Source organism: Streptomyces sp. NPDC041968 (genome assembly GCF_055589025.1).
The window spans coordinates 18,721-44,324 of record NZ_JBVJCB010000010.1; the positions used below are offsets into that span (position 1 = coordinate 18,721).

26 protein-coding genes are annotated in these 25,604 nt (G+C 73.9%); 14 read left to right on the forward strand and 12 right to left on the reverse strand.

Annotation, left to right across the window (positions count from 1 at the left end):
- Nucleotides 1-17 precede the first annotated feature (17 nt).
- From aztD to aztB, 4 genes are all read right to left on the reverse strand, one after another.
- Nucleotides 18-1,217: a zinc metallochaperone AztD gene (aztD, locus tag ACZ6EG_RS23840; protein WP_391969135.1), complete on the reverse strand. Its 1,200-nt coding sequence runs from the start codon at nucleotides 1,215-1,217 to the stop codon at nucleotides 18-20.
- Nucleotides 1,218-1,309: 92 nt separating this feature from the next.
- A complete protein-coding gene (gene aztC, locus ACZ6EG_RS23845) occupies nucleotides 1,310-2,272 on the reverse strand; it encodes a zinc ABC transporter substrate-binding protein AztC (RefSeq protein WP_391969136.1) in 963 nt (320 codons plus the stop codon).
- A complete protein-coding gene (locus ACZ6EG_RS23850) occupies nucleotides 2,269-3,504 on the reverse strand; it encodes a hypothetical protein (protein WP_469607377.1) in 1,236 nt (411 codons plus the stop codon). The genes aztC and ACZ6EG_RS23850 overlap by 4 nt, the downstream gene beginning before the upstream one ends.
- Nucleotides 3,505-3,514: 10 nt before the next feature.
- Complete coding sequence (gene aztB / locus ACZ6EG_RS23855; protein WP_391969138.1) at nucleotides 3,515-4,411, reverse strand: zinc ABC transporter permease AztB; 897 nt, start codon at nucleotides 4,409-4,411, stop codon at nucleotides 3,515-3,517.
- Nucleotides 4,412-4,425: 14 nt separating this feature from the next.
- On the opposite strand from aztB, the gene aztA reads away from it, so the two are divergent.
- The 4 genes from aztA to ACZ6EG_RS23875 all read left to right on the forward strand — a co-directional run bounded on the left by aztA (nucleotide 4,426) and on the right by ACZ6EG_RS23875 (nucleotide 7,639).
- Entirely contained in the window at nucleotides 4,426-5,169 is a 744-nt protein-coding gene (aztA, locus tag ACZ6EG_RS23860) for a zinc ABC transporter ATP-binding protein AztA (protein WP_391969139.1), read from the forward strand.
- A 425-nt stretch (nucleotides 5,170-5,594) separates the two neighbouring features.
- The gene (gene dhaK, locus ACZ6EG_RS23865) at nucleotides 5,595-6,587 is read left to right on the forward strand and encodes a dihydroxyacetone kinase subunit DhaK (protein WP_391969140.1); all 993 of its coding nucleotides are present in this window, start codon (nucleotides 5,595-5,597) and stop codon (nucleotides 6,585-6,587) included.
- 49 nt (nucleotides 6,588-6,636) lie between these two features.
- A complete protein-coding gene (gene dhaL / locus ACZ6EG_RS23870) occupies nucleotides 6,637-7,236 on the forward strand; it encodes a dihydroxyacetone kinase subunit DhaL (RefSeq protein WP_469607382.1) in 600 nt (199 codons plus the stop codon).
- Nucleotides 7,229-7,639, forward strand: coding sequence for a PTS-dependent dihydroxyacetone kinase phosphotransferase subunit DhaM (locus ACZ6EG_RS23875; protein ID WP_391969142.1), 411 nt, complete (start codon nucleotides 7,229-7,231; stop codon nucleotides 7,637-7,639). The genes dhaL and ACZ6EG_RS23875 overlap by 8 nt, the downstream gene beginning before the upstream one ends.
- 145 nt (nucleotides 7,640-7,784) lie before the next feature.
- Here ACZ6EG_RS23875 and ACZ6EG_RS23880 read toward each other — a convergent pair whose 3' ends face one another.
- Nucleotides 7,785-8,633, reverse strand: a complete 849-nt coding sequence (locus ACZ6EG_RS23880; RefSeq protein WP_469607385.1) for a glycoside hydrolase family 75 protein — start codon at nucleotides 8,631-8,633, stop codon at nucleotides 7,785-7,787.
- A gap of 452 nt (nucleotides 8,634-9,085) precedes the next feature.
- Between ACZ6EG_RS23880 and ACZ6EG_RS23885 the strand changes: the two genes are divergently transcribed.
- Both ACZ6EG_RS23885 and ACZ6EG_RS23890 read left to right on the forward strand, forming a co-directional pair.
- Nucleotides 9,086-10,084: a fibronectin type III domain-containing protein gene (locus ACZ6EG_RS23885; protein ID WP_391969144.1), complete on the forward strand. Its 999-nt coding sequence runs from the start codon at nucleotides 9,086-9,088 to the stop codon at nucleotides 10,082-10,084.
- Nucleotides 10,085-10,248: 164 nt separating this feature from the next.
- Nucleotides 10,249-10,797 carry a hypothetical protein gene (locus ACZ6EG_RS23890; RefSeq protein ID WP_361010669.1) on the forward strand — a complete coding sequence of 183 codons (549 nt, stop codon included), beginning with the start codon at nucleotides 10,249-10,251 and terminating at the stop codon, nucleotides 10,795-10,797.
- 27 nt (nucleotides 10,798-10,824) lie between these two features.
- On the opposite strand, the gene ACZ6EG_RS23895 is transcribed toward ACZ6EG_RS23890, so the two are convergent.
- The 4 genes from ACZ6EG_RS23895 to ACZ6EG_RS23910 all read right to left on the reverse strand — a co-directional run bounded on the left by ACZ6EG_RS23895 (nucleotide 10,825) and on the right by ACZ6EG_RS23910 (nucleotide 14,928).
- Complete coding sequence (locus ACZ6EG_RS23895; RefSeq protein ID WP_391969145.1) at nucleotides 10,825-11,376, reverse strand: PadR family transcriptional regulator; 552 nt, start codon at nucleotides 11,374-11,376, stop codon at nucleotides 10,825-10,827.
- Between the two features lie 40 nt (nucleotides 11,377-11,416).
- On the reverse strand, nucleotides 11,417-13,432 hold the full coding sequence (locus tag ACZ6EG_RS23900) for an oxidoreductase (protein WP_469607391.1): 2,016 nt from the start codon (nucleotides 13,430-13,432) through the stop codon (nucleotides 11,417-11,419).
- Nucleotides 13,433-13,554: 122 nt separating this feature from the next.
- A complete protein-coding gene (locus tag ACZ6EG_RS23905; protein ID WP_391969147.1) occupies nucleotides 13,555-13,923 on the reverse strand; it encodes a hypothetical protein in 369 nt (122 codons plus the stop codon).
- 84 nt (nucleotides 13,924-14,007) lie between these two features.
- Nucleotides 14,008-14,928, reverse strand: coding sequence for a hypothetical protein (locus ACZ6EG_RS23910; RefSeq protein ID WP_391969148.1), 921 nt, complete (start codon nucleotides 14,926-14,928; stop codon nucleotides 14,008-14,010).
- Between the two features lie 265 nt (nucleotides 14,929-15,193).
- Here ACZ6EG_RS23910 and ACZ6EG_RS23915 point away from each other — a divergent pair, with 265 nt between their 5' ends.
- Nucleotides 15,194-17,272, forward strand: a complete 2,079-nt coding sequence (locus ACZ6EG_RS23915; RefSeq protein ID WP_391969149.1) for a SpoIIE family protein phosphatase — start codon at nucleotides 15,194-15,196, stop codon at nucleotides 17,270-17,272.
- A gap of 98 nt (nucleotides 17,273-17,370) precedes the next feature.
- On the opposite strand, the gene ACZ6EG_RS23920 is transcribed toward ACZ6EG_RS23915, so the two are convergent.
- Nucleotides 17,371-18,192 (reverse strand): putative protein N(5)-glutamine methyltransferase, encoded by an 822-nt coding sequence (locus ACZ6EG_RS23920; RefSeq protein WP_469607396.1) that lies wholly within the window; start codon nucleotides 18,190-18,192, stop codon nucleotides 17,371-17,373.
- A 403-nt stretch (nucleotides 18,193-18,595) separates the two neighbouring features.
- Between ACZ6EG_RS23920 and ACZ6EG_RS23925 the strand changes: the two genes are divergently transcribed.
- The 6 genes from ACZ6EG_RS23925 (at nucleotide 18,596) to ACZ6EG_RS23950 (ending at nucleotide 23,648) form a co-directional block, all read left to right on the forward strand.
- A complete protein-coding gene (locus ACZ6EG_RS23925) occupies nucleotides 18,596-18,997 on the forward strand; it encodes a MarR family winged helix-turn-helix transcriptional regulator (protein ID WP_469607842.1) in 402 nt (133 codons plus the stop codon).
- A 107-nt stretch (nucleotides 18,998-19,104) separates the two neighbouring features.
- Entirely contained in the window at nucleotides 19,105-19,710 is a 606-nt protein-coding gene (locus tag ACZ6EG_RS23930) for a sulfite oxidase-like oxidoreductase (protein WP_469607399.1), read from the forward strand.
- A gap of 49 nt (nucleotides 19,711-19,759) precedes the next feature.
- Nucleotides 19,760-20,479, forward strand: a complete 720-nt coding sequence (locus tag ACZ6EG_RS23935; protein ID WP_391969482.1) for a ferredoxin reductase — start codon at nucleotides 19,760-19,762, stop codon at nucleotides 20,477-20,479.
- 299 nt (nucleotides 20,480-20,778) lie between these two features.
- Entirely contained in the window at nucleotides 20,779-21,363 is a 585-nt protein-coding gene (locus ACZ6EG_RS23940) for an Rv1733c family protein (RefSeq protein ID WP_391969153.1), read from the forward strand.
- A 228-nt stretch (nucleotides 21,364-21,591) separates the two neighbouring features.
- Entirely contained in the window at nucleotides 21,592-22,560 is a 969-nt protein-coding gene (locus tag ACZ6EG_RS23945; protein WP_469607402.1) for an acetylxylan esterase, read from the forward strand.
- 344 nt (nucleotides 22,561-22,904) lie between these two features.
- Nucleotides 22,905-23,648 (forward strand): GntR family transcriptional regulator, encoded by a 744-nt coding sequence (locus ACZ6EG_RS23950; protein ID WP_391969155.1) that lies wholly within the window; start codon nucleotides 22,905-22,907, stop codon nucleotides 23,646-23,648.
- A 16-nt stretch (nucleotides 23,649-23,664) separates the two neighbouring features.
- Here the strand turns inward: ACZ6EG_RS23950 and ACZ6EG_RS23955 are convergent, their stop codons facing one another.
- Entirely contained in the window at nucleotides 23,665-24,390 is a 726-nt protein-coding gene (locus ACZ6EG_RS23955; RefSeq protein WP_391969156.1) for a class I SAM-dependent methyltransferase, read from the reverse strand.
- Between the two features lie 4 nt (nucleotides 24,391-24,394).
- Nucleotides 24,395-24,982, reverse strand: a complete 588-nt coding sequence (locus tag ACZ6EG_RS23960; RefSeq protein ID WP_469607406.1) for a PadR family transcriptional regulator — start codon at nucleotides 24,980-24,982, stop codon at nucleotides 24,395-24,397.
- Between the two features lie 78 nt (nucleotides 24,983-25,060).
- Here ACZ6EG_RS23960 and ACZ6EG_RS23965 point away from each other — a divergent pair, with 78 nt between their 5' ends.
- Nucleotides 25,061-25,471, forward strand: a complete 411-nt coding sequence (locus ACZ6EG_RS23965) for a nuclear transport factor 2 family protein (protein ID WP_384691553.1) — start codon at nucleotides 25,061-25,063, stop codon at nucleotides 25,469-25,471.
- Nucleotides 25,472-25,604 lie beyond the last annotated feature (133 nt).

Genomic DNA, 25,604 nt, shown 5'->3' on the forward strand with positions numbered 1-25,604 from the left:
CCGTCGGGCGGGACCGGTCAGTGACCGGCCACCGTCCCGGACAGCTCGTTGGTGCCCTTCGGCAGTGTCACGGACGTCAGCTTCTCGCCCGAGTCCAGGTCGAAGGCGTGCAGTTGGCGCTTGCCCGGTTCGGAGACGTAGGCCGTGTGGTCACGGACGAACAGGGTGGGCCTGGGCTGCTGCCAGTCCAGGGGCTCGGTCCAGTCGCCGACGGCGTCGATCTTCTTCTCGACCTTGCCGGTCTCCGGGTCGATGACGTGCAGCACGCCGTTGGTGCCGAGCACGAGGGCTTCACCGTGCGGGCCGCGGGCGAGGGAGCGGAAGGAGTAGCTGGTGCCGAGGTCGACGAGCTTCATCTTCGCGGTGCGGGTGTCGATCAGCGATATGCGGGTCGGCCGCTCCAGCTCCGCCTCGGGGTCGGTCTTGTAGTCGCCCAGGAGGATCGGGGAGGCGTCGCTGCCGGCCTGGTTGCCGGTGCGGGCGTAGTCGTCGGGGGCGTCCACCTTGGTGAACTTGCCGTCCTTGTAGAGCAGGACGCCGTCCTCGCAGCCGAGTCCGACCACGTCGCCCTGGGCGGCGGCCTCACCGTGCACACCGGGGCAGTCCTCGGAGCGCGCGATCTCCTTGTCGTCCTTGTCCAGGACGAGGGCGCCGGTGCGCTTCTCCTCGGTTCCCAGCGTGGTGACGAGTTCGCCGCCCGTCAGTTCGATGGCGACACCGTGGTGGGGCTCGGCGGAGGTGTAGGTGCGGCCCTCCGGCTGCTTCCCGCCGGCCAGGTCGGCGGGGTCGAAGACGTTCACCTCGCCCGTGCCGTCGGTGAAGAGCACCGTCCTGCCGCCGTGCCGCACGACGTGGCCCGGCTTGGCGCCCTTGAACTCGGCGTCGGTGAACTCCTGCCGGGCGGCGTCGAACACGCGGAAGCCGGTGTCGGTGGAGACGATGACGTGGTCCTCGTCGCCCGCCGGGTTGACCCGGTTGAAACCGGGCAGCTCGACGCTCTTCGCCAGCTTCAAGGTCTCGCCGTCGAGGACGTAGAGACCCCCGTCGTACGAGGCGACGACCGGGTTCTTGACGGCAGCGGCCTCGCTGCTCTTCGTCTGCTTCTTCGGCTCGGCGTCGGAGGAGGCGTCGCCGCCGCCGCAGGCGGTCAGCGCCATGGCCGCCGCCAGGGCGAGTGCCGTGCCGGTGAGCGTTCTGGCGCGAGTCGACCTGTTCATCGTGTGTCTTTTCCTTTCCGGCCCACGGGGGCGCGGGTTCATGTGGTGGAACGGCCGGCGTGTTCGGTTCGCCGGGCCGCGGGGAAGCGCGTTCAGTCGCCGGTGAGGCCGCCGGCCACGGCCGAGGTGTTGGCGCGCATCATCTCCAGGTAGGTGCCGGCGCCCTTGCCCTTCTCGGTCAGCGACTCGGAGTACAGCGGGACGACGTCGACGTCGCCGCCCATCTCCTGGCGCAGCACCTCGGCGAGCCGGGTGGGCTGGGAGGAGTCGGCGAAGACGGTGCGCACGCCGGCCTCCTCCATGGCCTTGGTGAGGGAGCGCAGGTCGGAGGAGCTGGGGGAGGCGAGGGTGGTGCCGCTGGGGATGACGGCGCCGATCACGCGGAAGCCGAAGCGGTCGGCGAGGTAACCGAAGACGTGGTGGTTGGTCACCAGGGCGCGCCGGTCCTCGGGGACGGCGTCGAAGGACTTCTCCATCCAGGTGGTGAGGTCGGCGAGTTGTCCGTCGTAGCGTGCCGCGTTGGCCCGGACGGCCTTCTCGTCCACGCCGTCCACGTGTTCGGCGACCTGGTCGGCGATCAGGCCGGCGGCCTTGCGCACCCGGTCGGGATCGGTCCAGAAGTGCGGGTCGGGTTCGCCGGCCTCCTCCTCGGGGCCGCCCTCCTGCCCGGTGTGGAAGGTGAGCGGGTCGGCCGCCTCGCCTGCCGCGAAGGTGGCCACGCCGGAGTCGCGGGCCGCTTCGACGTGCCGCAGTACGTTCTCCTCGAGACCGAGCCCGTTGTAGACGACCAGGTCCGCGTTCTCCAGCTCCGCGGCCTGCACGGCCGACAGCCCGAAGGAGTGCGGGTCGGCGTTGGGCTTCATCAGGACACTGACGTCCGCCTCGTCCCCGACGATCTCCCGGGTGATGTCGCCGAGGATGTTGGTGGTCACCACGACCCGGGGCCGTTCGCCGCCACCGCCCGCGCAGCCGGTCGCCGTACCGGCGAGGACGGAGAAGCTGACCAGGGCCACCAGCAGGGCACGGACCCGTGCCGCACCCACACGCACGCTCATCGGCCCGTCTCCACCATCAGGGACGGCCTGACGTCCAGGTCGAAGGTGCGGGCCACGCGGAGGCTGTCGTTGTAGTCGATCTCGTACACGCGCCTGCCCTCGGGGTCGTTGAGGTAGGCGCGGCTGCGGTCCACCTCGATCGCCGGAGTGGTGGTGCTCCCGGCCCCGGCTTCGGGGAGGTCCTTCAGCAGGGGGTCGGTGACCGTGGTCTCCGCGCCGTCGGATATGTCGTAGCCGTGCAGGGCTCCGTCGGTCTCCAGGACCAGCAGCGGCGCGCCTTCACCGGCGGTGTTCGCGGCGACCACGGGGCCGGTCTCCACCCGGGTCCAGGCACCCTTGGTGACGTCCAGGACCCAGACGGCGCCCTTGCCCGCAGGTGCCGTGAGGGTGCTGCTGCCGGGGCGGTGCCGGAACTCGGTGGCGCGCTCGTGCCGCGGCACGTCCTGGCCGTAGGGGATCTTCTCGGCGGTGAAGGTGCCGTCGTCCTCGTGGACGAGCAGGGCTCCGTCGGCGCAGCCGAGGACGATCCCGCGCCGGGTGACCGCGTCGCCCCGCGGGTCCTCGCACTCCTCCCCCTCCGGGGTGGCGACCCGCTTGCCGGACCGGTCGAGCACGGCGACCCTCGCGGGGCTCTCGCCGGTGAGGGTGATCAGGTGTTCCGCGTACGGCACGACGGCGCCGGCGTAGGTGTCCGGGAGCCGGGTGGGGGTGCCGAGGGCGCCCTGTTCCAGCTCGGCGCGGGGGTACACGCTCGCTTTCCCGTCCGCCGCCGTGACCGCGGTGACACCCGCGTCACCGCGGACGCGCGTACCGGTGCCTCCCGGGAACTCGCCGACCTCCCGGATCCTCGCGCGGTAGTAGTGCACGTGGTCGCCGTGGTCGACCATCCACGCGCCGCTGTCGAGGACTTGGGTGCCGTCCGCACCGTGGAAGTAGCCGAAGCGGCCGTCCGTGGTGAGTGCGGTGACACCGGGTCTGCGGGCGGTGTCGTGCACCTTGCCGGTGATCAGGTCCAGCACCCGGGTGTCGCCGCTGCCGGTGTCTGCGAGCAGGAGCCGGGACTGCTGCTCGGCCGCCTCGGTGGCACCCTCGACGTAGCCGTGCGGGGTGGTGGAGGAAGCGGGCTTCTCGGAGTCGGACTTGACGTCGTCCTGGCCTCCGCACCCGGCGGTCAGGAGGACCACGGCCGCCAGAGCCGGGGCCAGCGATGTGACGTTTCTTCGGACGAACAAGGAGATCGCCTCAGGTTTCGTTCGGTCGGGACATGGGAGCGCTCGGAGCCGAGGCGACCGCCGGAGCCGGGAGGCCGGCCCGGCGCGCACTGCGGCGGTGCCGGAGTCCGGACGCCAGGTGGGACAGGAAGAACAGGCCGACCGCGAGGGCCGAGACGGTCGCACCGGCCGCGGTGCTCACGTGCCAGGACAGGAGCAGGCCGCCGAAGGTGGCGGCGGCGCCGAGGACCGCGGCCAGGACCATGACCCCGCGCACGCTGCGCGCCCAGGGCAGCGCCGCCGCGGGCGGCGCGATGAGCAGGCCGAGGACGAGGAGCGTGCCCACGATGTGGAACGAGGCGACGATGGCCAGCGCCAGCAGTCCCAGCAGCACGGCGTGGGCGAGCCGGGGGCGCAGCCCGAGCGTGCGGGCCTTGCGCTCGTCGAACGCCAGGGCCAGGAAGGCACGGTGGCCGAGCACCGAGACGGCCAGCGCCAGCAGCAGGGCCGCCCCGAGGAGCGTCAGGTCGCTCTCCCGCACGGCGAGGACGTCACCGAAGAGGAAGCCGGTGAGGTCCACCGCGAAGGACTGCGAGCGGGACACGATGATGACGCCGAGCGACAGCATGCCGACGAACAGCAGGCCGATGCCGGTGTCCTGGGACAGTCTCGGAGTGCGTCCGAGCGCCGTGACGCCCGCCGTCATGACGGCCGCGCTCACCACCGCCCCCACCAGCAGGTTGCCGCCGAGCAGCGAGGCGACCGCGACACCGGGCAGCAGCCCGTGGGACATGGCGTCACCGAGGAAGGCCATCCCCCTCAGCACCACCCACGTACCCGCGAGGGCGCATATCGCCGACACCAGGATCCCGGCCCACAGGGCCCGCTGCACAAAGGCCACCTCGAAAGGGGCCGTCAACCACTCCATACGAGGACCCTACAATGACAACCATGTTCAAAAACAACCCGCTGTCACCGCCGGACGACGAAGCCAGGAGCGAGCGCGTCCGGTTCCACGAGCTGAACGCCGGCTACCCCGGCCGCTCCGTTCTCCGTCAACTCAGCGCGGGAATAACGGCTTTGACCATGACCGCACTCGTCGGACCGAACGGCAGCGGCAAGTCCACGCTGCTGGGCGTCCTCGCCGGCGTGATCACTGCCACATCCGGGCAGCTCAGGTACGCGGAGGGCTCGCCCCCGGCGTTCGTCCCGCAGCGCGGCGCCGTCGGCGACACGCTTCCCCTCACGGCGCGGCAGGCCGTGGAGATGGGCCGCTGGGGCGAGCGTGGACTGTGGCGGCGGCCGACCCGGCAGGACCGGGCCGTGGTCGACTCCGCCATGGAACGGCTGGGCGTCGCCGACCTCGGCGCCCGCCAGCTCGGCGAGTTGTCGGGTGGCCAGCGCCAGCGCGTCCTGATCGCCCAGGGCCTTGCCCAGCAGTCCGACCTCCTGCTGCTGGACGAGCCGACCACCGGCCTCGACCCCGAAGCCCGGGAGCGCATCACGGCCCTGCTGACCGACCTGGTGGCCGACGGCACGACCGTCGTCCAGGCCACGCACGATCTCGAGGCCGCCCGCTCGGCCGACGCCTGTCTGCTCCTCAGCGACGGACGGCTGGTCGGACACGGCCCGCCCGAGCGGGTACTCACCCCTCAGACACTGACCCGGATCTGGCAGCCGGCGTGAGGCCCGGGCCGCACAGGCCCGCTCCCTCGGCACCTGCGGCGGATGCCACCGGGGGTGGTGCTGCCCGGCGCGACGGCGCGTCCGTGCCGGTGGCCGCGGTCTCGTACGGCGCGAGGCGGCGCGGCACCGGCGTGCGGCCGCAGCCGCGCGGTTCCCGACGGACCGGGGCGCGCCCATGCGGCTCTCGCGCGTGACCTTCGCTCCCGCAAGGTCGATACTGCCGACAGCGGCATCCCGACCCATCCGCGTCCGACCGTCCGACGACCTGACGACCCGTCACCGAAGCCGGCATCCAGTCGGCACCGGTACCGCCGAAACCGCTCCGAGCCGTCATGGATGCCGCGATCGAGAAAAGGCTCCCACCCACACCGACCAGCCAGGACGCAGGTCCCCGACCGGCCTGCCGGGCTCCCCAGGAGGTACCCGTGAAGATGCTCATCAACGTCTCCGAGACCGTCGTCGCGGACGCGCTGCGCGGGATGGCGGCGGCCCATCCCGAGTTGACGGTCGATGTCGAGAACAGGGTGATCGTGCGGCGGGACGCCCCCGTGGCCGGGAAGGTCGCCCTGGTGTCGGGGGGCGGCTCGGGGCACGAGCCCCTGCACGGCGGGTTCGTGGGTCCCGGGATGCTGTCCGCGGCATGTCCCGGTGAGGTGTTCACCTCGCCGGTGCCGGACCAGATGGTGCGGGCTGCGGCGGCCGTGGACAGCGGCGCGGGCGTGCTGTTCGTCGTCAAGAACTACACCGGCGACGTGCTCAACTTCGACATGGCCGCAGAGCTGGCCGAGGACGAGGGCATCCAGGTGGCGAAGGTGCTGGTGAACGACGATGTGGCGGTGACGGACAGCCTCTACACCGCCGGGCGGCGCGGCACGGGGGCGACGCTGTTCGTGGAGAAGATCGCCGGCGCCGCGGCCGAGGAGGGGCGGTCGCTGGAGCGGGTGGAGGCGATCGCCCGTCAGGTCAACGACCGCTCCCGCAGTTTCGGCGTCGCGCTCAGCGCGTGCACCACACCGGCCAAGGGCAGTCCCACCTTCGACCTGCCGGCCGGTGAACTGGAACTGGGCATCGGCATCCACGGGGAACCCGGCCGGGAGCGGCGTCCGATGATGACCTCCGGTGAGATCGCCGAGGCCGCCGTGGACGCGGTACTGACGGACCTCGCTCCGCGCAGTCCCGTACTCGTGCTGGTCAACGGCATGGGTGCGACGCCGTTGCTGGAGCTGTACGGCTTCAACGCCGAGGTGCAGCGGGTGCTCGGCGAGCGCGGTGTCGCCGTCGCCCGCACCCTCGTCGGCAACTACGTCACCTCGCTGGACATGGCGGGCGCCTCGGTCACCCTGTGCGAGATCGACGAGGAGCTGCTCGCCCTGTGGGACGCGCCGGTGCGGACAGCGGGTCTGAGGTGGGGCATGTGACGGTGGACGGGGAAGGGATCACACCGTACCTACCAGGCAAGGAGAACCAGTGCTCGACGCCGACTTCTTCCGCCGTTGGATGACGGCGACCGCCGCGATGGTCGACCGCGAGGCGGAACGGCTCACCGCCCTCGACTCGCCGATCGGCGACGCCGACCACGGCAGCAACCTCCAGCGCGGCTTCCACGCAGTGACGGCCACGCTGGAGAAGGAGGCACCCGACACCCCCGGCGCGGTGCTGACCCTCGCCGGACGGCAGCTCATCTCGACGGTCGGCGGCGCGTCGGGGCCGCTGTACGGGACGCTGCTGCGCCGTACCGGAAAGGCCCTCGGGGACGCCGCCGAGGTGAGCGCCGGGCAGCTGGCCGACGCGCTGCGCACCGGGGTGGACGCCGTGCGGACCCTCGGGGGCGCCGCGCCGGGCGACAAGACCATGATCGACGCCCTGGTACCGGCCGTGGACGCCCTCAACGAGTCGTTCGCGGCGGCCCGTGCCGCGGCCGAGGAGGGGGCCGGGGCGACCGTGCCGTTGCGGGCCCGCAAGGGCAGGGCGAGCTATCTCGGCGAGCGCAGCGTCGGCCACCAGGACCCCGGGGCCACCTCGGCGGCGCTGCTGGTGGCCGCGCTGGAGGAGGCCTCCGGTGAGTGAGAAGAAGCTGGTCGGGATCGTACTGGTGTCGCACAGCGCGGAGGTCGCCGCGTCGGTGGCCGAGCTGGCGAAGGCCCTGTCGGGCGGTGGCCCGGCGGTGCCGGTCGCGGCGGCGGGCGGTACCGCGTCCGGCGGGTTCGGCACCAGCTCCGAGCTGGTGTCCGCCGCGGCCGCGTCCGTGGACCGGGGCGCGGGGGTCGCGGTCCTCACCGACCTCGGCAGCGCCGTACTCACGGTCAAGGCGCTGCTCGCCGAGGGTGACGAACTGCCCGAGGACACCCGTCTGGTGGACGCCCCGTTCGTCGAGGGTGCGGTGGCCGCGGTCGTCACGGCAGCGACGGGCGCCGACCTCTCGGCTGTAGAGGCGGCGGCCGCGGAGGCGTATTCCTACCGGAAGGAGTGACCGGGAGCCGGGGTCGGCTGCTCCCACCCAGCCGACCCCGGCCCCACCCCTCTCTCCCCCGGCCTGCGTAGGGCCCGGCAGATCGGCTGAAGTCGGCCGCCGCGGTTCTCAGGGCGGTGCGCAGCGTCGTCGTCAGACCCGCGGGTCACCCGCCGTCCACGAACTCCCGCGCCAGCCGCTTCCCCGCCTTCTCGGCGGCGGCCTCGTCGTCGATGGGCTCGACCTCGCTGCCCTTGAAGACGATGTACGTCACGCCGGAGTCGGTACCGCCCCCGTGCGGGTCGGCCGGGATGCCGAGGGTCTTCGCGGCGGCGTAGGAGGCCTCGCCGATGATGTCGCGCGGACCCACGTCGCCGACGACCGCGTACCGCACCCGGTCCCCGTGGACGAGGGCCGCCACCGACCCGCCGCGGACGTCGTCCTCCCGGTGATCCCAGATGTCGCTCGGCTGGGGGACGACGACGTAGGGCAGGCGTTCGGCGTCCAGGGGCGTGCCGTCCGGCCGGGTGTACGCGGTTGCGGGGGTGAAGTGCGGGTCGGTGCGGGCGTTGCAGCGGTCCCCGGGCCGGCCGTCGCAGTCGACGTCCAGGTCCGCCTTCCAGTACACGGCGTCCCGCGTGCCGCAGACCGGGATGTCCGCCGGCGCTCCGGCGTCGCTGCGGTAGCGGCCCTCCGAGACGGGTTCGCAGTCCCGCATCCGGGCCAGCAGGTCGGCCGCGCGGACGGGCCCCTCGCCGGCCACCTCCCGCGCCCCTCTCCCGGCCTCGGACCGCGGCCGGTCCCGGTACGGTCCCATGAGTCCGCGCCGCACGGGCGCGAGAGGTCCGATCCGGGGGCCGGACCGGTCCGCGCGGACGGGCCCGGCCTGGAGCTGGTGACCGGAGCCGAGGTGGGCCCGGGGACCCGGCCGGTGGGCGGCCGGCGCGTCGGGGAGCGTGGTGGGGGCGAGCAGGGCGGCGCTGGCCGCGACCAGTGTCAGCGACTGGACACGCACGATGGGCCTCTCCTCGGGACTGGGACGATCACTCGGCCACATCTGTCCCCGAATCGGCCGCGCGGCCACCTTTTGTGGGCCAGACGGGCCAGACGGTGCATCCCCGGCGGCGGAACCGGGCGGTGGGCTCCCGTGCGCCCGGGGCGCCGCGGTGGGAGCGCGCGAGCGGGTCGGGCGGGCCGGGCCCGTGCCGGCTCCGGTCCGCCCGGCCGCTCGCGCCGGCGCGGGATCAGCGACGACAGCGGCCCGCACCGTGGCCCGAACGTCCCGGACATGAAAGGGACTTCGGCCGTGAGACCTCAGCATACGTAACCCTTCCGGGCGGCCACCGCCACCACCCTCTTGATGTGATCGCGTCACCCCGTCATATTGGTCCGGACCATTGCCGTCACGTCGAGGCCGTCCCGGACCCCGGGCCGTCGTCGAGCCGGAACCGCCCTGGAGGCCGAGCCGTGCGAGAGGTTCCCGTTCCCACCGTTCCCGCCGCCTCCCTGCTGCGCCGTTGCGCCCTGTTCTGCGGGACGCTCGCCCTGGTCACGTCCTGCGCCTGGGGCACGGGCGGTGACGGCGACGAGGGCGGCGCACTGCCCGGCGCGCCGACGGGCGTCACCGCCGAGGCGGGCAGCGCGACGACCGTGCACGTGATGTGGAACGCGGTCGACGACGTCGAGGCCTACGAGGTGTACCGCGGCGGCACGCTGGTGAAGGAGGTGCCGGCGTCCGAGCGCATGGTGGACGTCACCCGGTTGCGCCCCTCGACGGCCTACGCCTTCACCGTGCGGGCGCGCGCCGACGGACGGCTCGGGCCGCGCAGCCAGGAGGTGCGGGCGACCACCCCCGCCACCGTGGCCGACGACTCCGCCCCGACCCGCCCCGGCGGGGTCCGGGGCCGGGTGGTGGGCAGCCGTGCGGTCCAGCTCAGCTGGACCGCGGCCACCGACGACCGCGGAGTGGTGTCGTACGACGTCCACCAGGGCGGCACCAAGGTCCACAGCGTCGGGGGTGGTCAGACGGCGGCCGTGGTCACGGGGCTGCGCCCGGGAACCCGCTACGCCTTCACCGTCAGGGCGCGGGACGCCGCCGACAACGTCTCCGCCGCCGGCGACGCCGTCCGGCTCACCACCCCGGGGACCGACGACGGCCGGGCCACCGCGCCCACCGCGCTGCGGGCCGTCTCCCGTCACGCCGACGGGGGTTACCACATCGACCTGACCTGGGTGCCGCCACGCACGGACGGCGTGGTCACCGAGTACCAGATCCACCTGGACGGCCGCCCGGCCACCTCCCTCGTGTTCGGCGGCGACGCACCGCGCGACCGGGCCGAGTACAGCTTCTACGCCGGACGCGAGGCCGGGGTCACGCACCGGGTGCGCGTCCGGGCGAGGCTGTCGGACGGCACCTGGGGAGGCCTCTCGGCGGAGCGGAAGGTGACCACGGGCGAGAGCGGCTGACGTCCCGCCGCCGTGCGCCGGGCGGGGGCGCGTCACCTGGGCGGTCGCGCTCGGCATGCGGGGGCCGCCGCCGCGCTGTTGGCTGCCCCTGAGGCAGCACGGGCGTTTCCGTTTCGGCGGCGCAAGGGACGTACCGTCGACCGTGCCGCCGGAGGGCAGTCCACATGCGCATCTCATCGCCATTCCTCCGCTCCGGCCTGACCGTGGCAGCCGCCGCGCTGCCCGTCACCCTGGCCGCCGGGCCGGCCTCGGCCGGCCCGGGGATCTCCGTGAGCACCACGGGGACCACGGTGTCCGTCACCACCACCGCCTGCGCCCAGCTCAACGGCAGTTGGGGCACCGCCTCGCTGCTCACCGGCAGTCAGGGGGACTTCGCCCAGGGGCGGCAGGTGGCCCTGTCCGGGACGAGTTCCGGTCAGTCCGCCGGCTGGACGGGGATCAGCCCGGGCACCTACACCGTCATCGTCCTGTGCTCCAACAACAGCACCGCGGGCAGCCAGACCGTCATCGTCTCCGCGGCGCCCACCCCCTCGCCCAGCCGCCCGGCCTCCCCCTCGCCGTCCGCGTCGCCGCGCGGCGTCATGGGCGGTCTCGGCGGTGCCGTCGAGGACTACGGCACGGCCACCCTCGTGGCGGGCGGCGCGCTGGTCGGCGCCGGCGTCATCGCCGCCACCTGGTTCCTGCGCCGCCGCGCGAAGCCGTACCGGTTCTGAGCCGCTCCGGCGGCACCCGCACGGTGGTCAGGCGGACTCCTCGCCGGGCAGCTCGGCGAACTCCGCCAGCGCGTGCCTCAGCCACCGGGTCCAGAACGTCTCCAGGTCGATGCCGGCGCGCAGCACCAGGTGCCGCAGCCGGTCCTCGGTACCGTCCTTCCCCGGCGGGAAGTCCCGCTCCTCGATCTCCTCGTACTCGGCCAACTGCCGTTCGTGCAGCTCCAGGTGGCGCCGCAGGTCGGCCTCGACCCCCGTGGTGCCGACCACGGCCGCGGCCCGCAGCCGCAGCAGCATCGTGTCGCGCAGGGGCTTGGGGTCCTGCGCGGCGGCCGTCCAGCGGGCCAGTTCGGCGCGGCCCTCCGGCAACACCTCGTAGGACTTCTTCTGTCCGCGCGCCGGCTGCTGTCCGGGCAGCGCGCGGATCAGACCGTCCGTCTCCAGCCTCCCCAGCTCGCGGTAGATCTGCTGGTGCGTCGCCGACCAGAAGTAGCCGATCGACCGGTCGAACCGGCGGGTCAGCTCCAGCCCCGACGACGGCTTTTCGACCAGGGCGGTGAGGATCGCGTGCGGGAGTGACATGGGCTCATCCTAGGGACGGCCGGTACCTCCCCGAGGCCCCCTAGAGCGCCGCCGCCAGCTCGGTGCCCTGCTTGATGGCGCGCTTGGCGTCCAGTTCGGCGGCCACGTCGGCGCCGCCGATGAGGTGGGCGCCGCGCCCGGCGGCGACCAGTTCCTCGTAGAGGCCGCGGTTCGGTTCCTGGCCCGTGCACAGGACCACCGTGTCGACCTCCAGCACCGTGGACTCGCCGCCGACGGTGACATGGAGCCCGGCGTCGTCGATCCGGTCGTAGCGGACGCCCGGGACCATGGTGACGCCGCGGTGCTTCAGCTCGGTGCGGTGGATCCAGCCGGTGGTCTTGCCGAGCCCGGCGCCGACCTTCGAGGTCCTGCGCTGGAGCAGGTGGACGGTGCGCGGCGGCGCGGGGCGCTCGGGTGCGGCGAGACCGCCGGGCGAGCGGTAGTCCATGTCGACGCCCCAGAGGCGGAAGTACGTGCCGGGGTCCTCGTGCGCCTTGTCGCCGCCGTCGGTGAGGTACTCGGCGACGTCGAAGCCGATGCCCCCGGCGCCGAGGATCGCGACCCGGTCGCCCACGTGCGCTCCGTCGCGGAGCACGTCGAGGTAGCCGACGACGCTCGGGTGGTCGACGCCGGGGATGTCCGGGGTGCGCGGGGTGACTCCGGTGGCGACGACGACCTCGTCGTGGCCGGCGAGGTCGCCGGCCACGACCCGGGTGTTCAGCCGTACGTCGACGCCGTGCGTCTCCAGCTGAATGCGGAAGTAGCGCAGCGTCTCGTCGAACTCCTGCTTGCCGGGGACCTTGCGGGCCACGTTGAGCTGCCCGCCGATCTCGCCGGCGGCGTCGAACAGGGTGACCTCGTGGCCGCGTTCGGCGGCACTGACCGCGCAGGCCAGCCCGGCGGGGCCCGCGCCGACGACCGCGACGCGCTTGCGGCGCCGGGTCGGGGCGAGGACCAGCTCGGTCTCGTGGCAGGCGCGCGGGTTGACCAGGCACGAGGTGATCCGGCCGCTGAAGGTGTGGTCGAGGCAGGCCTGGTTGCAGCCGATGCAGGTGTTGATCGCCTCGGGGCGGCCGGCCGCGGCCTTGGCGACGAAGTCGGGGTCGGCGAGCATCGGACGGGCCATCGACACCATGTCGGCCGCGCCCTCGGCGAGCAGCCGCTCGGCCACCTCGGGGGTGTTGATGCGGTTGGTGGTGACCAGCGGCACCGACACCTCGCCCATGAGGCGCTCGGTCACCCACGTGTAGGCGCCGCGCGGCACGGAGGTGGCGATGGTGGGGATGCGGGCCTCGTGCCAGCCGATGCCGGTGTTGATGAGGGTCGCTCCGGCGGCCTCGACCGCCTTGGCAAGGGTGATCACCTCGTCCAGCGTGGAGCCGCCCGGCACCAGGTCGAGCATGGACAGGCGGTAGACGACGATGAAGTCCTCGCCGACCGCCTCGCGCACCCGGCGCACGATCTCGACGGGGAAGCGCATGCGGTTCTCGTACGAGCCGCCCCAGCGGTCGGTGCGGTGGTTGGTCCGCGCGGCGATGAACTCGTTGATCAGGTAGCCCTCGGAGCCCATGATCTCGACGCCGTCGTACCCGGCCTCGCGGGCGAGGCGGGCGGTGCGGACGTAGTCGTCGACGGTGCGCTCGACGTCCGCGTCGGTCAGCTCCCGGGGCACGTGCGGGCTGATCGGCGCCTGGAGGGGGCTCGGTGCGACCAGGTCGGCGTGGTAGGCGTACCGGCCGAAGTGCAGGATCTGGAGGGCGATCCGGCCGCCCTCGCGGTGCACGGCGTCGGTGACGGTCCGGTGCTGCGCGGCCTCCGCGTCGGTGGTGAGCCTGGCGCCGCCCTCGTAGGGCCGGCCCTCGTCGTTGGGGGCGATGCCGCCGGTGACGATCAGGCCCACTCCCCCGCGGGCGCGGGCGGCGTAGAAGGCGGCCATGCGCTCGAAGCCGTGCTCGGCCTCCTCCAGGCCTACGTGCATGGAACCCATCAGGACCCTGTTGGGCAGCGTGGTGAAGCCCAGGTCCAGGGGGCTCAGCAGGTGGGGGTACGGGCTCATCGGGGCCTCCGTGCGCGGTGTCGTGCCTCTGTTGTAGAGGACGGCCGCCCCTTTGTGCAACTAGTTGCACAAAGGGGCGGCGCACACCACACCGGCCGTCGGCACGGAAACTGTGCCCCCGGTCAGTGACTCTCCAGCCGGACGTGCAGTTCCCGCTCCTGGTCGCCGGAGGCCCCGCTCAGGTCGTGCACGGTGAACAGGGAGTCCAGCGTGGTGCGGAAGCGCTCGATCGCCCAGTAGCCGCCCTGCACGTCCGCCTCGACGGAGGCCGCGAGCCGGGCGGGGTCGCACCCGCCGTGGGCGTCGGCCACGTCGAAGGTGCCCAGCCACACCGTGGGCCGCACCTCGTGGTGGTCCCGGGGCACCTCGTCCGCGCGCCGGTCGGACGAGAAGCACGCGCCCAGGGCGTCGAACACGGTCCGGGCGTCCTCCTTGCTGCACCCGCTCAGCTCCACGGAGACGGACTCCGGGTGCAGTCGCTCACCGTCCATCGCGATCGCTCCTCTCATCGCCCACCCCGCTTCACCCCTACCACCAGAAAAGCACCACCTGGGGTGCGGCGCGAAGGGGGCGGCTCAGCCCTGTGTGAAGCGGTACGTCTTGCTGTCCGTCAGCACGCAGAAGCCCGGCGAGACGACGATCACGCGCAGGGTGCCGGTACGCCGGTCGTAGTCGACGCCCTCCGTCTCGAAGCCGCCCGAGCAGGCGCTGCGCAGGGGCAGCTGACGCAGGGCCGTGACGTGGCCGGTGACGTCGGCGGTGCCGTTCGGCGCGGCGGACAGGTCGACGCGCAGCAGTGGCTTGGTGATGCCGAAGAGGGTGCCCTCCGGGTCGTCGGAGGAGCACAGGAGGGTGGTGGCGTCGAGGAAGTCACAGCCCTGGACGTCACGCACCGCGCGGTCCAGGCGGACGGTGGCCGCCTGCGGGAGGTTCGCCGAGGGCGAGGTGGCCGGGTTGACGCCGGGCGTCGGGAAGACCAGCAGCCGGGTCATGGTGCCCCACTCGCCGGCCAGCATCCACTGGCCGTCCGGTGAGACGGCGGACCAGGAGTTGTTCCGGGCCTCACCCGGGCTCAGCGTGTGCACGTACTCCGACCAGCGGCCGTCCGGCGACTGGACGCGGAACATCTTCGTGTTCCCGTCGTCGCGCTGGTACGGCTCGATGTAGTGGCCGTCGTAGGAGGCGTCGGGGTCGCCGACGTGGTTCCAGCCGCGGATGCCGAGCCCCAGGGGGATGGTGCCGATGCCGGTGTAGCGGTTGGGGCTCCCGGCCGGGACCTCGACCGACGCCAGGCCCTGGCTCTCGGTCAGCGGGTCGGCACGGTCGGAGCCCACCTCGGTCCAGGTACCGGCGGCCGGGGAGGCCGCGGTCACCCCGCTCGGCGTACCGGCGGGCGGGGAGGCCGCGGCGGCCGGGCCGGCGAGGCCCGGGCCGAACGCCAGGACGGCGAGTCCGATGAGGGCGGAGCGACGACGCTGCCGGGTGTGCGGGGACATGGGCGGGCTCCTCGGCGGGGGGGTGGTCGGGCCACGAGGGTGCGCGTTCGGCGCACAGTCTGACGCGGGCCTTGCAGTCATGTACAGACCAACCTCGGCCGTGCTCCGTCGTGCTCCGTGCGGCGGTCGCCGTCGTGCCGGGTGATGCTGGAAGGGCACCACTCAGGCCGCGGAGAAGCGGCCCTGTACGCGGTGGAACGCGGTAGAACAAAGGAGTCGGCAGCAAAAGGGCGTGCCGCGGCGAACGGCGAAGGCGGGGCTTGGGATGAGTGCAGCCGGGTCTGCCGGGTTCGAGGGCGACGCGTCGCCCCACGGGCCCGTGGGGCCGAGCGGGCTGCTCGACGTGCTGAACGTGGCCTCGGTGGTACTGGACACCGAAGGCCGGATCGTGCTGTGGAGCCCGCAGGCCGAGGAGCTGTTCGGATACTCCGCCGCGGAGGCGCTGGGACACTACGCGGCGCGCATCATGGTGGACGAACGCCACCTGGACCTGGCCGTGCAGCTGTTCGCCGACGTCATGAAGACCGGCCGGAGCTGGGCCGGCGCGTTCCCCGTCCGCCGCAAGGACGGCGGCACCCGACTGGTGGAGTTCCGCAACATGCGGCTCCTGGACGACCGGGGGGACGTCTACGCACTGGGACTCGCGGTCGACCGGTCGACGGTGCGTGAGCTGGAGCGCGAGGTGGCGCTGTCCAGCCGGGTGATCCGGCAGTCCCCGATCGGGCTGGCCGTCCTGGACACCGGGCTGCGGTACGTGTCGGTCAACCCCGCCCTGGAGCGGATGAACGGCCTGTCCGCCGAGGACCACTTCGGGCGGACGGTCCGCGAGGTGCTGCCGCAGGTGGAGGCGGGCCCGCTGGAGGCGACGGCGCGCCGGGTGCTGGAGACCGGGCGCCCGGTCGTCGACCTGTCCGCGACCGGACGGACACCCGCCGACCCGGACGAGGAACACGCCTGGTCGTTCTCGCTGTACCGGCTGGAGGACGCCGCCGGAGCCGTGCTGGGCGTGGCCGTCTCCGTCGTGGACGTCACGGAGCAGTACCGCGCGGGGGTCGAGGCGGAGGCCGCGCGACACCGGCTGGCCGCCGTCGCGGATGCCTCGGCCCGGATCGGCACCACGCTGGAGCTGGACCGCACCGCGCACGAACTGGCCGAGGTGGCCGTGCCCGGCCTCGCCGACATCGCGGCCGTGGACCTGCTGGAGGCCGTGGTGAAGGGCCGGCGCAGCAGCCTGGGTCCGGCCGAGCCCGCCGTGATCCGCGCGCTGGCCGTGGAGGCCGACGGCGCCCCGCTGGCCCTGCGCGCGGCCGACCCGCCCGGACAGGTCGCCCGGTACGGGCCCGAGCGCCTGGTCACCGAGTGCGTGCGCACCGGCCGGCCGGTGATGGTGGCGCAGGTGACGGGCGAGGACCTGCCGCGCATCGCCCGCTCCCCTGAAGCCGCCGAGCTGCTGCGCCGGGCGGGCGTGCACTCCTACCTGGCCGTACCGCTGATCGCGCGGGGCGAGGTGCTGGGCGCCCTGGACCTCAAACGGACCCGCAACCCGCAGTCGTTCGACGAGGACGACCTGCTGCTGGCCCGGGAACTCGCCGCCCGCGCCGCGGTGCAGATCGACAACGCGCGCTGGTACCAGAACGCCCGCGACGCGGCCCTCACCCTCCAGCGCAGCCTGCTGCCGCGCCATCCGCCGGTGACGGGCGGCCTGGAGGTCGCCTCCCGCTACCAGCCCGCCGAGGCCACCAGCGAGGTCGGCGGCGACTGGTTCGACGTGATCGAACTGGAGGGCTGCAAGACCGCGCTCGTGGTGGGCGACGTGATGGGCAGCGGCATCGCGGCGGCGGCCTCCATGGGACGCCTGCGCACCGCGACCAACACCCTGGCCGCGCTCGACCTCGACCCGGCGTTCCTGCTCGAACACCTCGACCGGACCACCGCCGGCCTGGACCAGGCCATCGCGACCTGCGTCTACGCCGTCCACGACCCGCACCGGCGGGAGTGCCGGATCGCCAACGCAGGGCACCTGCCGCCCGTCCGCCTGCGCGCCGGTCGTCCGCCGGAGCTGCTGGACCTGCCGACCGGGGTGCCGCTCGGGGTGGGCGGCGTCGCCTTCGCCACCACGACGGTCGACCTGGAGCCGGGCGACCGGCTGGTGTTCTACACCGACGGCCTCGTGGAGACGCGCCGGCAGCCGCTGGACGAGCGGCTGGACGCCCTCCTCGCCCTCCTGGAGGGCCCGGACCGCCCCCTGGAGGAGGTCTGCGAGCTGCTGCTGCGCACCCTCCACGAGCCGGAGAACTCCGACGACGTGGCCCTGCTGATCGCCCGGGCCACGCATCCCGCGTAGTGGCCGGCGGCCCCGCTCCGTGGACGCGGGGAGCCCCCGCAGCCCCGCGCGCGGCGGCCCCCGTCAACGCCGTGCGGCGCAGCTACCGTGCGGCGCCGCTACCGTGCGACGCCGGTCACCACGTGGGCGTACAGCTCCTCGCTGACCGCCAGTCGGGTCCTCAGGCCGGCCCGGGCGAAGGCCTCGACGGCCGCCTGCGCCTGGCGTTCACTCGTCTCGACCAGCAGGCAACCGCCGGGCGCGAGCCAGCGGGGCGCCTCGGCGGCGACCCTGCGCAGGACGTCGAGGCCGTCGGCGCCACCGTCGAGGGCGGCCAGCGGTTCGTGGTCGCGGGCCTCGGCCGGCAGCAGGGCGACCTCGCCGGTGGGGACGTACGGCACGTTGGCCGCGAGGATGTCCACCCGGCCCCGCAGGGCGTCGGGCAGCGCGTCGAAGAGGTCACCGGTGTACACCCGGCCGCCGACGCCGGCGAGGTTGCCGAGGGCGCAGCGTACGGCGGCCGGGTCGACGTCGGCGGCGTGCACCTCGGGCCGGTCGAGCGCGGCGGCCAGGGCCGCGCCGACGGCGCCCGAGCCGCAGCACAGGTCCACGACGACGGCCGCGTCCGGCGCCTGGGCGACGGCCTCGGCCACGAGGAACTCGGTTCGGCGCCGGGGGACGAAGACACCGGGGGCGACGGCGATGCGCAGGCCGTGGAACTCGGCCCACCCCAGGACGAGTTCGAGCGGCAGCCCGCTGACGCGGCGATCCACCAGGGAGGTCAGTTCCCCGGCGGTGCGGGCCGCCGCCGAGATCAGCTCCGCCTCGTCCTCGGCGAAGACGCAGCCGGCGGCGCGCAGTGCGGCCACGACCCAATCCCGCGAGGGCGCGGAGAGGGGGGAGGCGGAGGAGGAGGGAGAAGCGGGGGACGAGGGAGGCATGAAGGGCGAGAGCCTTTCGAGAACCGAAGGGCGCTCCCACGGTCACCCGTTGCCGGTGACCGCGCCGTCGTGGGGGAAGAGCACCCGGGCCGACACAGCGGTAATGGGTCCCACCTCCCAGGCGTCCGGTGGCCGGGGCGGTCCGCGGCCGTCGGTCACCCTACCCCAGCGCCGCCGTCGCCACAGGGGGCCGGCCGACGGCCGGGCGTCCGGTGCCGGGAGGTCACGGCCCGGTCCGTCACCGCCGGGACGCACGTGGTTGACTTATGCAACCACTTCCCGAGTGGCACTCCGTGACCAGCGACGAGGAGGACCCGTGCCGGCAACCGACCCGCCCGACGAGAGGACCGTCCCCACCGGCGGCAGCCCTGCGGACGCGGCCGTGGAGACCATCCAGCGGGAGATGACGGCCTTCGCCCGCCGCGCCCGCGCCTCCGCCGGCCGCATGCACCCGGAGCTGTCCCTGGTCTCCTACACCCTGCTCGGCCACCTGGAGGAGCGGGACGGCTGCCGGGCCACCGACCTGGCCGCCCACTACGCCCTGGACAAGTCCACCGTCAGCCGTCAGGTCTCCGCCCTGGAACGCGCCGGGCTCGTCGAGCGGCGGGGCGATCCGGTCGACCACCGCGTCCAGGTCGTGCACCTGACCGACGCCGGACGGCGCATCCTGGCCCAGGTCACCCAGAGCCGCCGGAAGGCCTTCCGAGGGCGGCTCGCGGACTGGCCGGAGGAGGACCTGGTCCGCTTCGCCGCGTATCTGGAGCGGTACAACGCGTGGCCGGGACCGCGGCAGGACGGCGCCTGAGCCACCGGGCCGGTCCCGGCCGGCGTGCGGCGGCACGTACGGTGGGGGTACGCACTGATCACGCCGGCCGCGGGCCCTGCTCGCGGCGGCCCGAAAGGCCCCACCGCATGAACACCACCCGAGGCTTCACCGGACGCCCGCGCGCCACCGGACCGCAGCTGCCGCCCGGCCAGTACGACGCCGGCGACGACTGGCCCGTGCTGTCCGCGGAGGTCACGCCCGACCTGTCGCCCGCCGACTGGACCTTCCGCGTGGGCGGACTGGTCGCCGAGCCCCGCACGTGGGACTGGGCCGGGGCCCATCGGCTGCCGGCGTCGGCGTACGCGGGCGACATCCATTGCGTGACCGGCTGGTCGAAGTTCGGCGTGCGCTTCGGGGGTGTGTCCCTGGACACCTTCCTGGAGGAGGCGGGCCCGCTGCCGTCCGCCACCCACGCGGTCGCCTACGCGCACACCGGTTACTCGGCCAACCTGCCCCTCGCCGACCTGACCGGCGGCCGGGCCTGGATCGTGTGGGAGTACGACGGGCGGCCGCTGGCCCCGGAGCACGGCGGTCCGGCACGCCTGGTGGTGCCGCACCTGTACTTCTGGAAGAGCGTGAAGTGGATCGCGGGCCTGGAACTCCTCGACCGCGACGAGCCGGGCTTCTGGGAGCGGAACGGCTACCACGCGCGCGGCAACCCCTGGGAGGAGCAGAGGTACTCCGGTGACTGAGACGGCGACACGCACCGCTGCGGGCTTCACTCCTCCGACGCGCTTCGCGGTGCCCGGGCGCATCGAGGTGAACGGCCGGGTGGCCGGAACGTGGCAGACGGCCACCCTCACCGAGATCCGCCGCGAGACGCCGCGCGTGTCCACCTTCCGGTTCGCGGTGCCCGCCTGGGCGGGCCATGTGCCCGGCCAGCACCTGATGCTGCGGCTGACCGCCGAGGACGGGTACGTGGCCCAGCGCCACTACTCGCTGGCGTCCGCACCCGACGACTCGGGCCACATCGAGCTGACCCTCGACCACGTCGAGGAGGGCGAGGTGTCCGGCTGGTTCCACACGGTCGCCCGGCCCGGCGACCGGATCGAGGTGCGCGGTCCGCTGAGCGGCTTCTTCGCCTGGCCGGGCGACCGGCCCGCCCTGCTGCTGGGCGCGGGCTCCGGCGTAGTCCCGCTGATGTCCATGGTGCGGCACCACCGGGCTCGGGGCCTGACGGTCCCGCTGCGGCTGCTGGTGTCCGCGCGCACTCCCGGGGACCTGATCTACGCCGACGAGTACGGCGCGGAGACGACGCCCGTGTTCACCCGCAGCGCGCCCGCCGGGACGCCCGTGGGCCGGTTGGCCGCCGCGCACCTGGCACCGCTCCTGTCCAGGCCGCCCGCCGGGGGCTGGGAGGCGTACGTGTGCGGCTCCAACTCCTTCGCGGAACACGCCTCGCGGCTGCTGGTGGCGGCCGGGCAGCCGGTGGACCGGATCAGGATCGAACGCTTCGGCTGACCCGGACGCCCGAGCGGGCTGCGCGGCCCTCACTCGGGAAGGGCCCCGGTGGCGCCCACGCCGGGCACCTGGCCTGCGGCGCGGATCGCCGGCGTTCCGGACCTCTCGGGGTGGGCGACGTGTGAGCGGGAGCCGTCGGACGGGGTACCAGACCTGTGCGGGCACTCGTACGCGCGGCGCGACACGGAGACACCTGCCCACGGAGACGCGACGGCCCGGCCTTCGCACGGCCGTCCGCCCGGCCCTCCGGCCCCGGGTCCTCCGGTCCTCCGCCCGTGATGATCCGCGAGGAGGTCGTGATGCGAACCATGATCCGGGGCCGCCGCCTGCGGCGCAATCCGCTGCACCGCCGGTCGGACGTCGTCGAGGCGTGGACCGTGCTGGCCGTCGCCGTCCTGCTCTTCCTGGGGGCCCCGCTGCTCGGCGCCGCCACCGCCTGGTGGAGCCACGGCGAGGCCCGGGCGACCGCGGTGGAACAGCGGGCGGAGCGGCACCGCGTGCGCGCCACGGTGGTCGGCACGACCCCCGACGCGCTGCCGTCGGTGCAGGTCGGCGGGGACCACTCGTACCGCGCGGCCGTCCGCTGGAGCACGCCGGACGGTGGCGAACGCAGCACCACGGCACGGGTCCCGGCGGGCACCCGGCACGGTGACACGGTCGACGTGTGGCTGGACTCCCGCGGCCGGGGCGTGCCCCCGCCGGTGGGCGACGCCGCGGTGTGGCAGCACAGCGTCACCATCGGCGCGTGCACCACGCTCGGCGCGGCGCTCACGGTGCTCCTCGCGCACTGTGCCGTACGCAGGGTGGCCCTCCGGCACCGGATGGCCGAGTGGGAGCGCGACTGGGCCCTCACCGAGCCACGGTGGACGCATCGCCGGGCCTGACACGGCGCCGGTGACCCGACCATCTCGGCGGTGCTCCCCCGCGGGCCGCCGACGCACCCGCTCCCTCAACGAGCCCATCGCACCACCCTGACCTGGCGTTCGACGGACCGAACGGTGCGGAAATCGACATCCGCGCCGGTGGTCGGATCTGGCGAGACCTCCGATCACTCCCGTACGGTGTGATCATCCGTACGGTCCGGCACCGACTCCCCGCAAAGGCGGTTCTCGATGGCCCTGTTCGACCTCCCGCTCGACGAACTCCGCCACTGTCGAAGCGAGTCGGCCGAGCCCGAGGACTTCGACGCGTTCTGGGGCAGGACGCTGGAAGAAGCCCGCGAGCACGACCTGGACGCCTGCTTCGAGCCGGTGGACACGGGGCTGTCCACGGTGCGGGTGCACGACGTGACGTTCGCCGGGTTCGGCGGTCACCCGGTGAAGGGCTGGCTGATCCTGCCGGCCGCCGCCACCGAACCGCTGCCGCTGATCGTGGAGTTCGTCGGCTACGGCGGCGGGCGCGGGCTGCCGCACGAGCACCTGCTGTGGGCGTCCACCGGCCGGGCGCACTTCGTGATGGACACCCGCGGTCAGGGCAGCGCCTGGGGCGGCGGTGGCGGCACCGCGGACCCGGTCGGCGGCACGCCCGCCTACCCGGGCTTCATGACCCGCGGCCTGGACGCTCCCGAGCACTACTACTACCGCCGCGTCTTCACCGACGCCGTGCGGGCGGTCGAGGCGGCCCGCTCGCACCCGCTGACCGACCCGGCGCGCACGGTCGCCCTCGGCGGGAGTCAGGGCGGCGGCATCACGATCGCCGTCGGCGGGCTCGTGCCGGACCTGACGGCCGTCGCGCCGGACGTGCCGTTCCTGTGCGACTTCCCGCGCGCCACCCGGCTCACCGACCGGCACCCCTACCGGGAGATCGGCCTGTACCTCAAGACGCACCGGGGCCGCACCGAGGACGCGCTGCGCACGCTGTCCTACTTCGACGGTGTGCACTTCGCGGCGCGCGGCCGGGTCCCCGCCCTGTTCTCGGCGGCCCTGGAGGACCAGACCTGCCCTCCGTCGACGGTGTTCGCGGCGTTCAACGCCTGGGCGCACGAGGACAAGGCGATCGAGGTGTACGACTTCAACGACCACGAGGGCGGCGGTCCCTTCCAGGAGGCCGCCAAGCTGCGCTGGCTGCGCTCGTACGTCTGAGCCGGGCGGGTGCGGGGTCCGGCCCCGGCCCCGGTCCGCGCGCTTTCGGACGCTTTCGGACACGACGGTCGCGGCGGCGCACGGGGCCCGGCGGGCTCCGGCGCGGGGCCTGCCGGGCCCCGCCCTGAACCGCCCGGGGCCGCACATCGCCGACGGCCCAAGCGGAACGGCACCGGTCGGAGGCCTGTACCGGGACTTGTTCCGAGGTGACGTGCGGTCGACGTCCGGGTGAGGTTTCGGCCGAACCGGCGGACCGCACTTCCCAGCTGGTTTAGACCAATGGTACTCCTGGTGGCGCACCGAGCCCGCACGGCTACCGCACGTCACCAACAGGAGGGCGCGGCATGGCCCGCACCACCCCGCACGACCACCCCCTCACCGACGCACAGCCCCTGTACCTCCGGGTCGCCACCCGGCTGCTGGGTGAGCTGCGCGACGGGACCGTCCCACCGGGCGAACGACTGCCCGGCGAACGCCGACTGGCCGAGCACTTCGGAGTCAGCCGGGAGACCGTCCGGCAGGCCCTGGAGGTGCTGCGCCGGGACGGGCTGCTCGCCACCGACCGGCGGGGCAGCCACGCCGCCCTACCGACCCGGCCCGCCCGGAGCCCGGCGGCCCTCACCTTCCCGGTCGGCGCCCGGGCCGCGGAACCGTGCCCCGGCGACCGGGCCACCGTCACCTGGGAGGCACCACCGCGGGAGCACGCCGCGGCCCTGGGGCTGGCGCCGGGCCGGCCGACCCTGGTCCACCGCTACACGTCCGCGACCGCCGACGGCGGCGGCCGGCGCACGGCCGTGACCTCGTTCTCCGCCGTGGCGCTCGCCGAGGTCGAGGAACTCGCCCGGTACCGCGACCGCGCCGACGGCGCCGCCTCGGCGCAACTGCGGCGGGCCTACGACTGGATGCGCAGGGCCGGTCTGACCCTGCACCACCGGGACACCATCACCCCACTCACGGAGTCGTCGTCGGTCCGGGTGGTCCGGCGGGTGCACGACCAGTACGCACGGCCCCTGGAGATCACGGACCTCCTCGTGGACGCCCCTCAGGACGCGCTGGTCTACGAGTTCACGCTGCCGGCGGCCGGCTGAGCGCCACCGCCCACCGTCACGACAACCGCCGGGCCACCACCAGCCGGGCACGCGGGGCGCCGTCGGGCCGGCGCCCGAACTCGGGCAGGGCACGCAACTCCGCGCGGAAACCCGCGCGAACCAGCTCCCGGCCCACGTCCGCGAGCCGGAACGTCCGGTAGTACATGACGAACGGCGGCCGCCACAGCGCGTTGCGCACCCGCATCGCGGTGTCGAAGCCGAGCAGGGTCCAGTACGCCCGCGAGCCGGGTCGGGGCGGTGCGGCGACGGGGAAGGCGAAGCAGCCGCCCGGCCGCAGTACGGAGCGCACCTGGGAGAACAGGCCCGGCAGTTCGCCGGGCAGGAAGTGCCCGAACGCCCCGAAGCTGACCACGAGGTCGAAGGCGGGGCCGAACGGCAGGGCGCGGGCGTCCGCGCGCACGAAGGAGACCGCGGGCCCCGCGGGCACGGCGCGCTTGCGGGCGACGTCCAGCATGCCCGCGCTGAAGTCGACCCCGGTGACGCTCCCGCCGCACACCCGGGCCAGCACCTCCATACCCGCACCGGTGCCGCAGCACAGGTCGAGGCCGGTACCGAAGGGGCCCACCGGTGCCAGCGCCGAGGCCACGGCGTCGAGCACCCGCTCCGGCGTCCGGTACGGGGTGTGGTCGAACTTCGGGGCGAGCAGGTCGTAGCCGTGCTCGACCGACGACAGTGCCTGGACGGCGAGTTCGCGCAGGGTGGGACCTTCGGGGCTGAACATCCGGTCAGCCTAGGGCCTGCCCGGCGGGTCCCGCGGGGGCGCGCCGCTCCCGCAGGACCGTGAGCACGCGCTCGCACCAACGGGCGTTCTCCTGCTCGAAGGTGATGCCGGCGAGCAGTGTGAGATAGGGGCCGACACGGTCGGACTCCCGCAGGTACCGCTCCTCGGTACGGCCGTCCAGCAACCGCTCACGGACCCGTTCGTAGCGGGCGAGCTTGCCCAGGGCCCAGGCCCTGCGCTCCTCCACCAGCGCGCGGACCTCCGCGGGGTCGACGCCGTCCATGGCCTGCATCTTGATCAGGAACTCGTCGCGAACGGCGGTGGGGCGCCGGGTCGGTTCGGCGGCGAAGGCGCTCAGCCGTTCCCGGCCGGCCGCGGTGAGCCGGAAGAGGCGCTTGGTGGGCCGTCGTTCCTGCGGCACCGTGCGGGCCTCGATGAATCCGTCGCCCGCGAGGCGCTCCAACTCCCGGTAGAGCTGCTGAGGCGTGGCGGGCCAGAAGTTGGCGAGCGAGACGTCGAACACCTTGGACAGCTCGTAGCCCGAGGCCTCGCCCTCCAGCAGAGCCGCCAGGACGGCGTACTTGAGAGACATGTCGACACGCTAGCAAGAAGTGAATACCCTACTCGGCACCTACTCAAATAGTTTAGTACTCATACCCGGGGAGCTGCGATGCAGGCATTCCGCACGGCGGTCGAGACGCACGACCTTGACGCCCTCGAAACGCTGCTGGCCGAGGACGTGGTCTTCACCAGTCCCGTCGTGTTCAAGCCCTACCGGGGCAAGGCGCTCACGGCGGCGATCCTGCGCGGGGCGGCCCGCGTGTTCGAGGACTTCCGCTACGAGCGCGTCATCGGCGCGGCGGACGGCCGCGACCACGCGCTGCTCTTCACGGCCCGCGTGGGCGAGCGGGAGATCAGCGGCTGCGACTTCCTGCACCTCGACGAGTCCGGCCGGATCGACGAGTTCACGGTGATGGTGCGCCCGCTCTCGGGCGCACAGGCGCTGCAGGCGGCGATGGCGGCACAGTTCGAGCGGATCGCCCAGGAGGCGCAGGAGGCCGCCGCCCGTTCGGGCGCCTGAGCGCGGGAGGTTCGTGCGGAAGACCCACCACGCGGCAGGACGCGGGGGGGGGGGGGGGGGGGGGGGGGGGGGGGGGGGGGGGGGGGGGGGGGGGGGGGGGGGGGGGGGGGGGGGGGGGGGGGGGGCAGGAGTG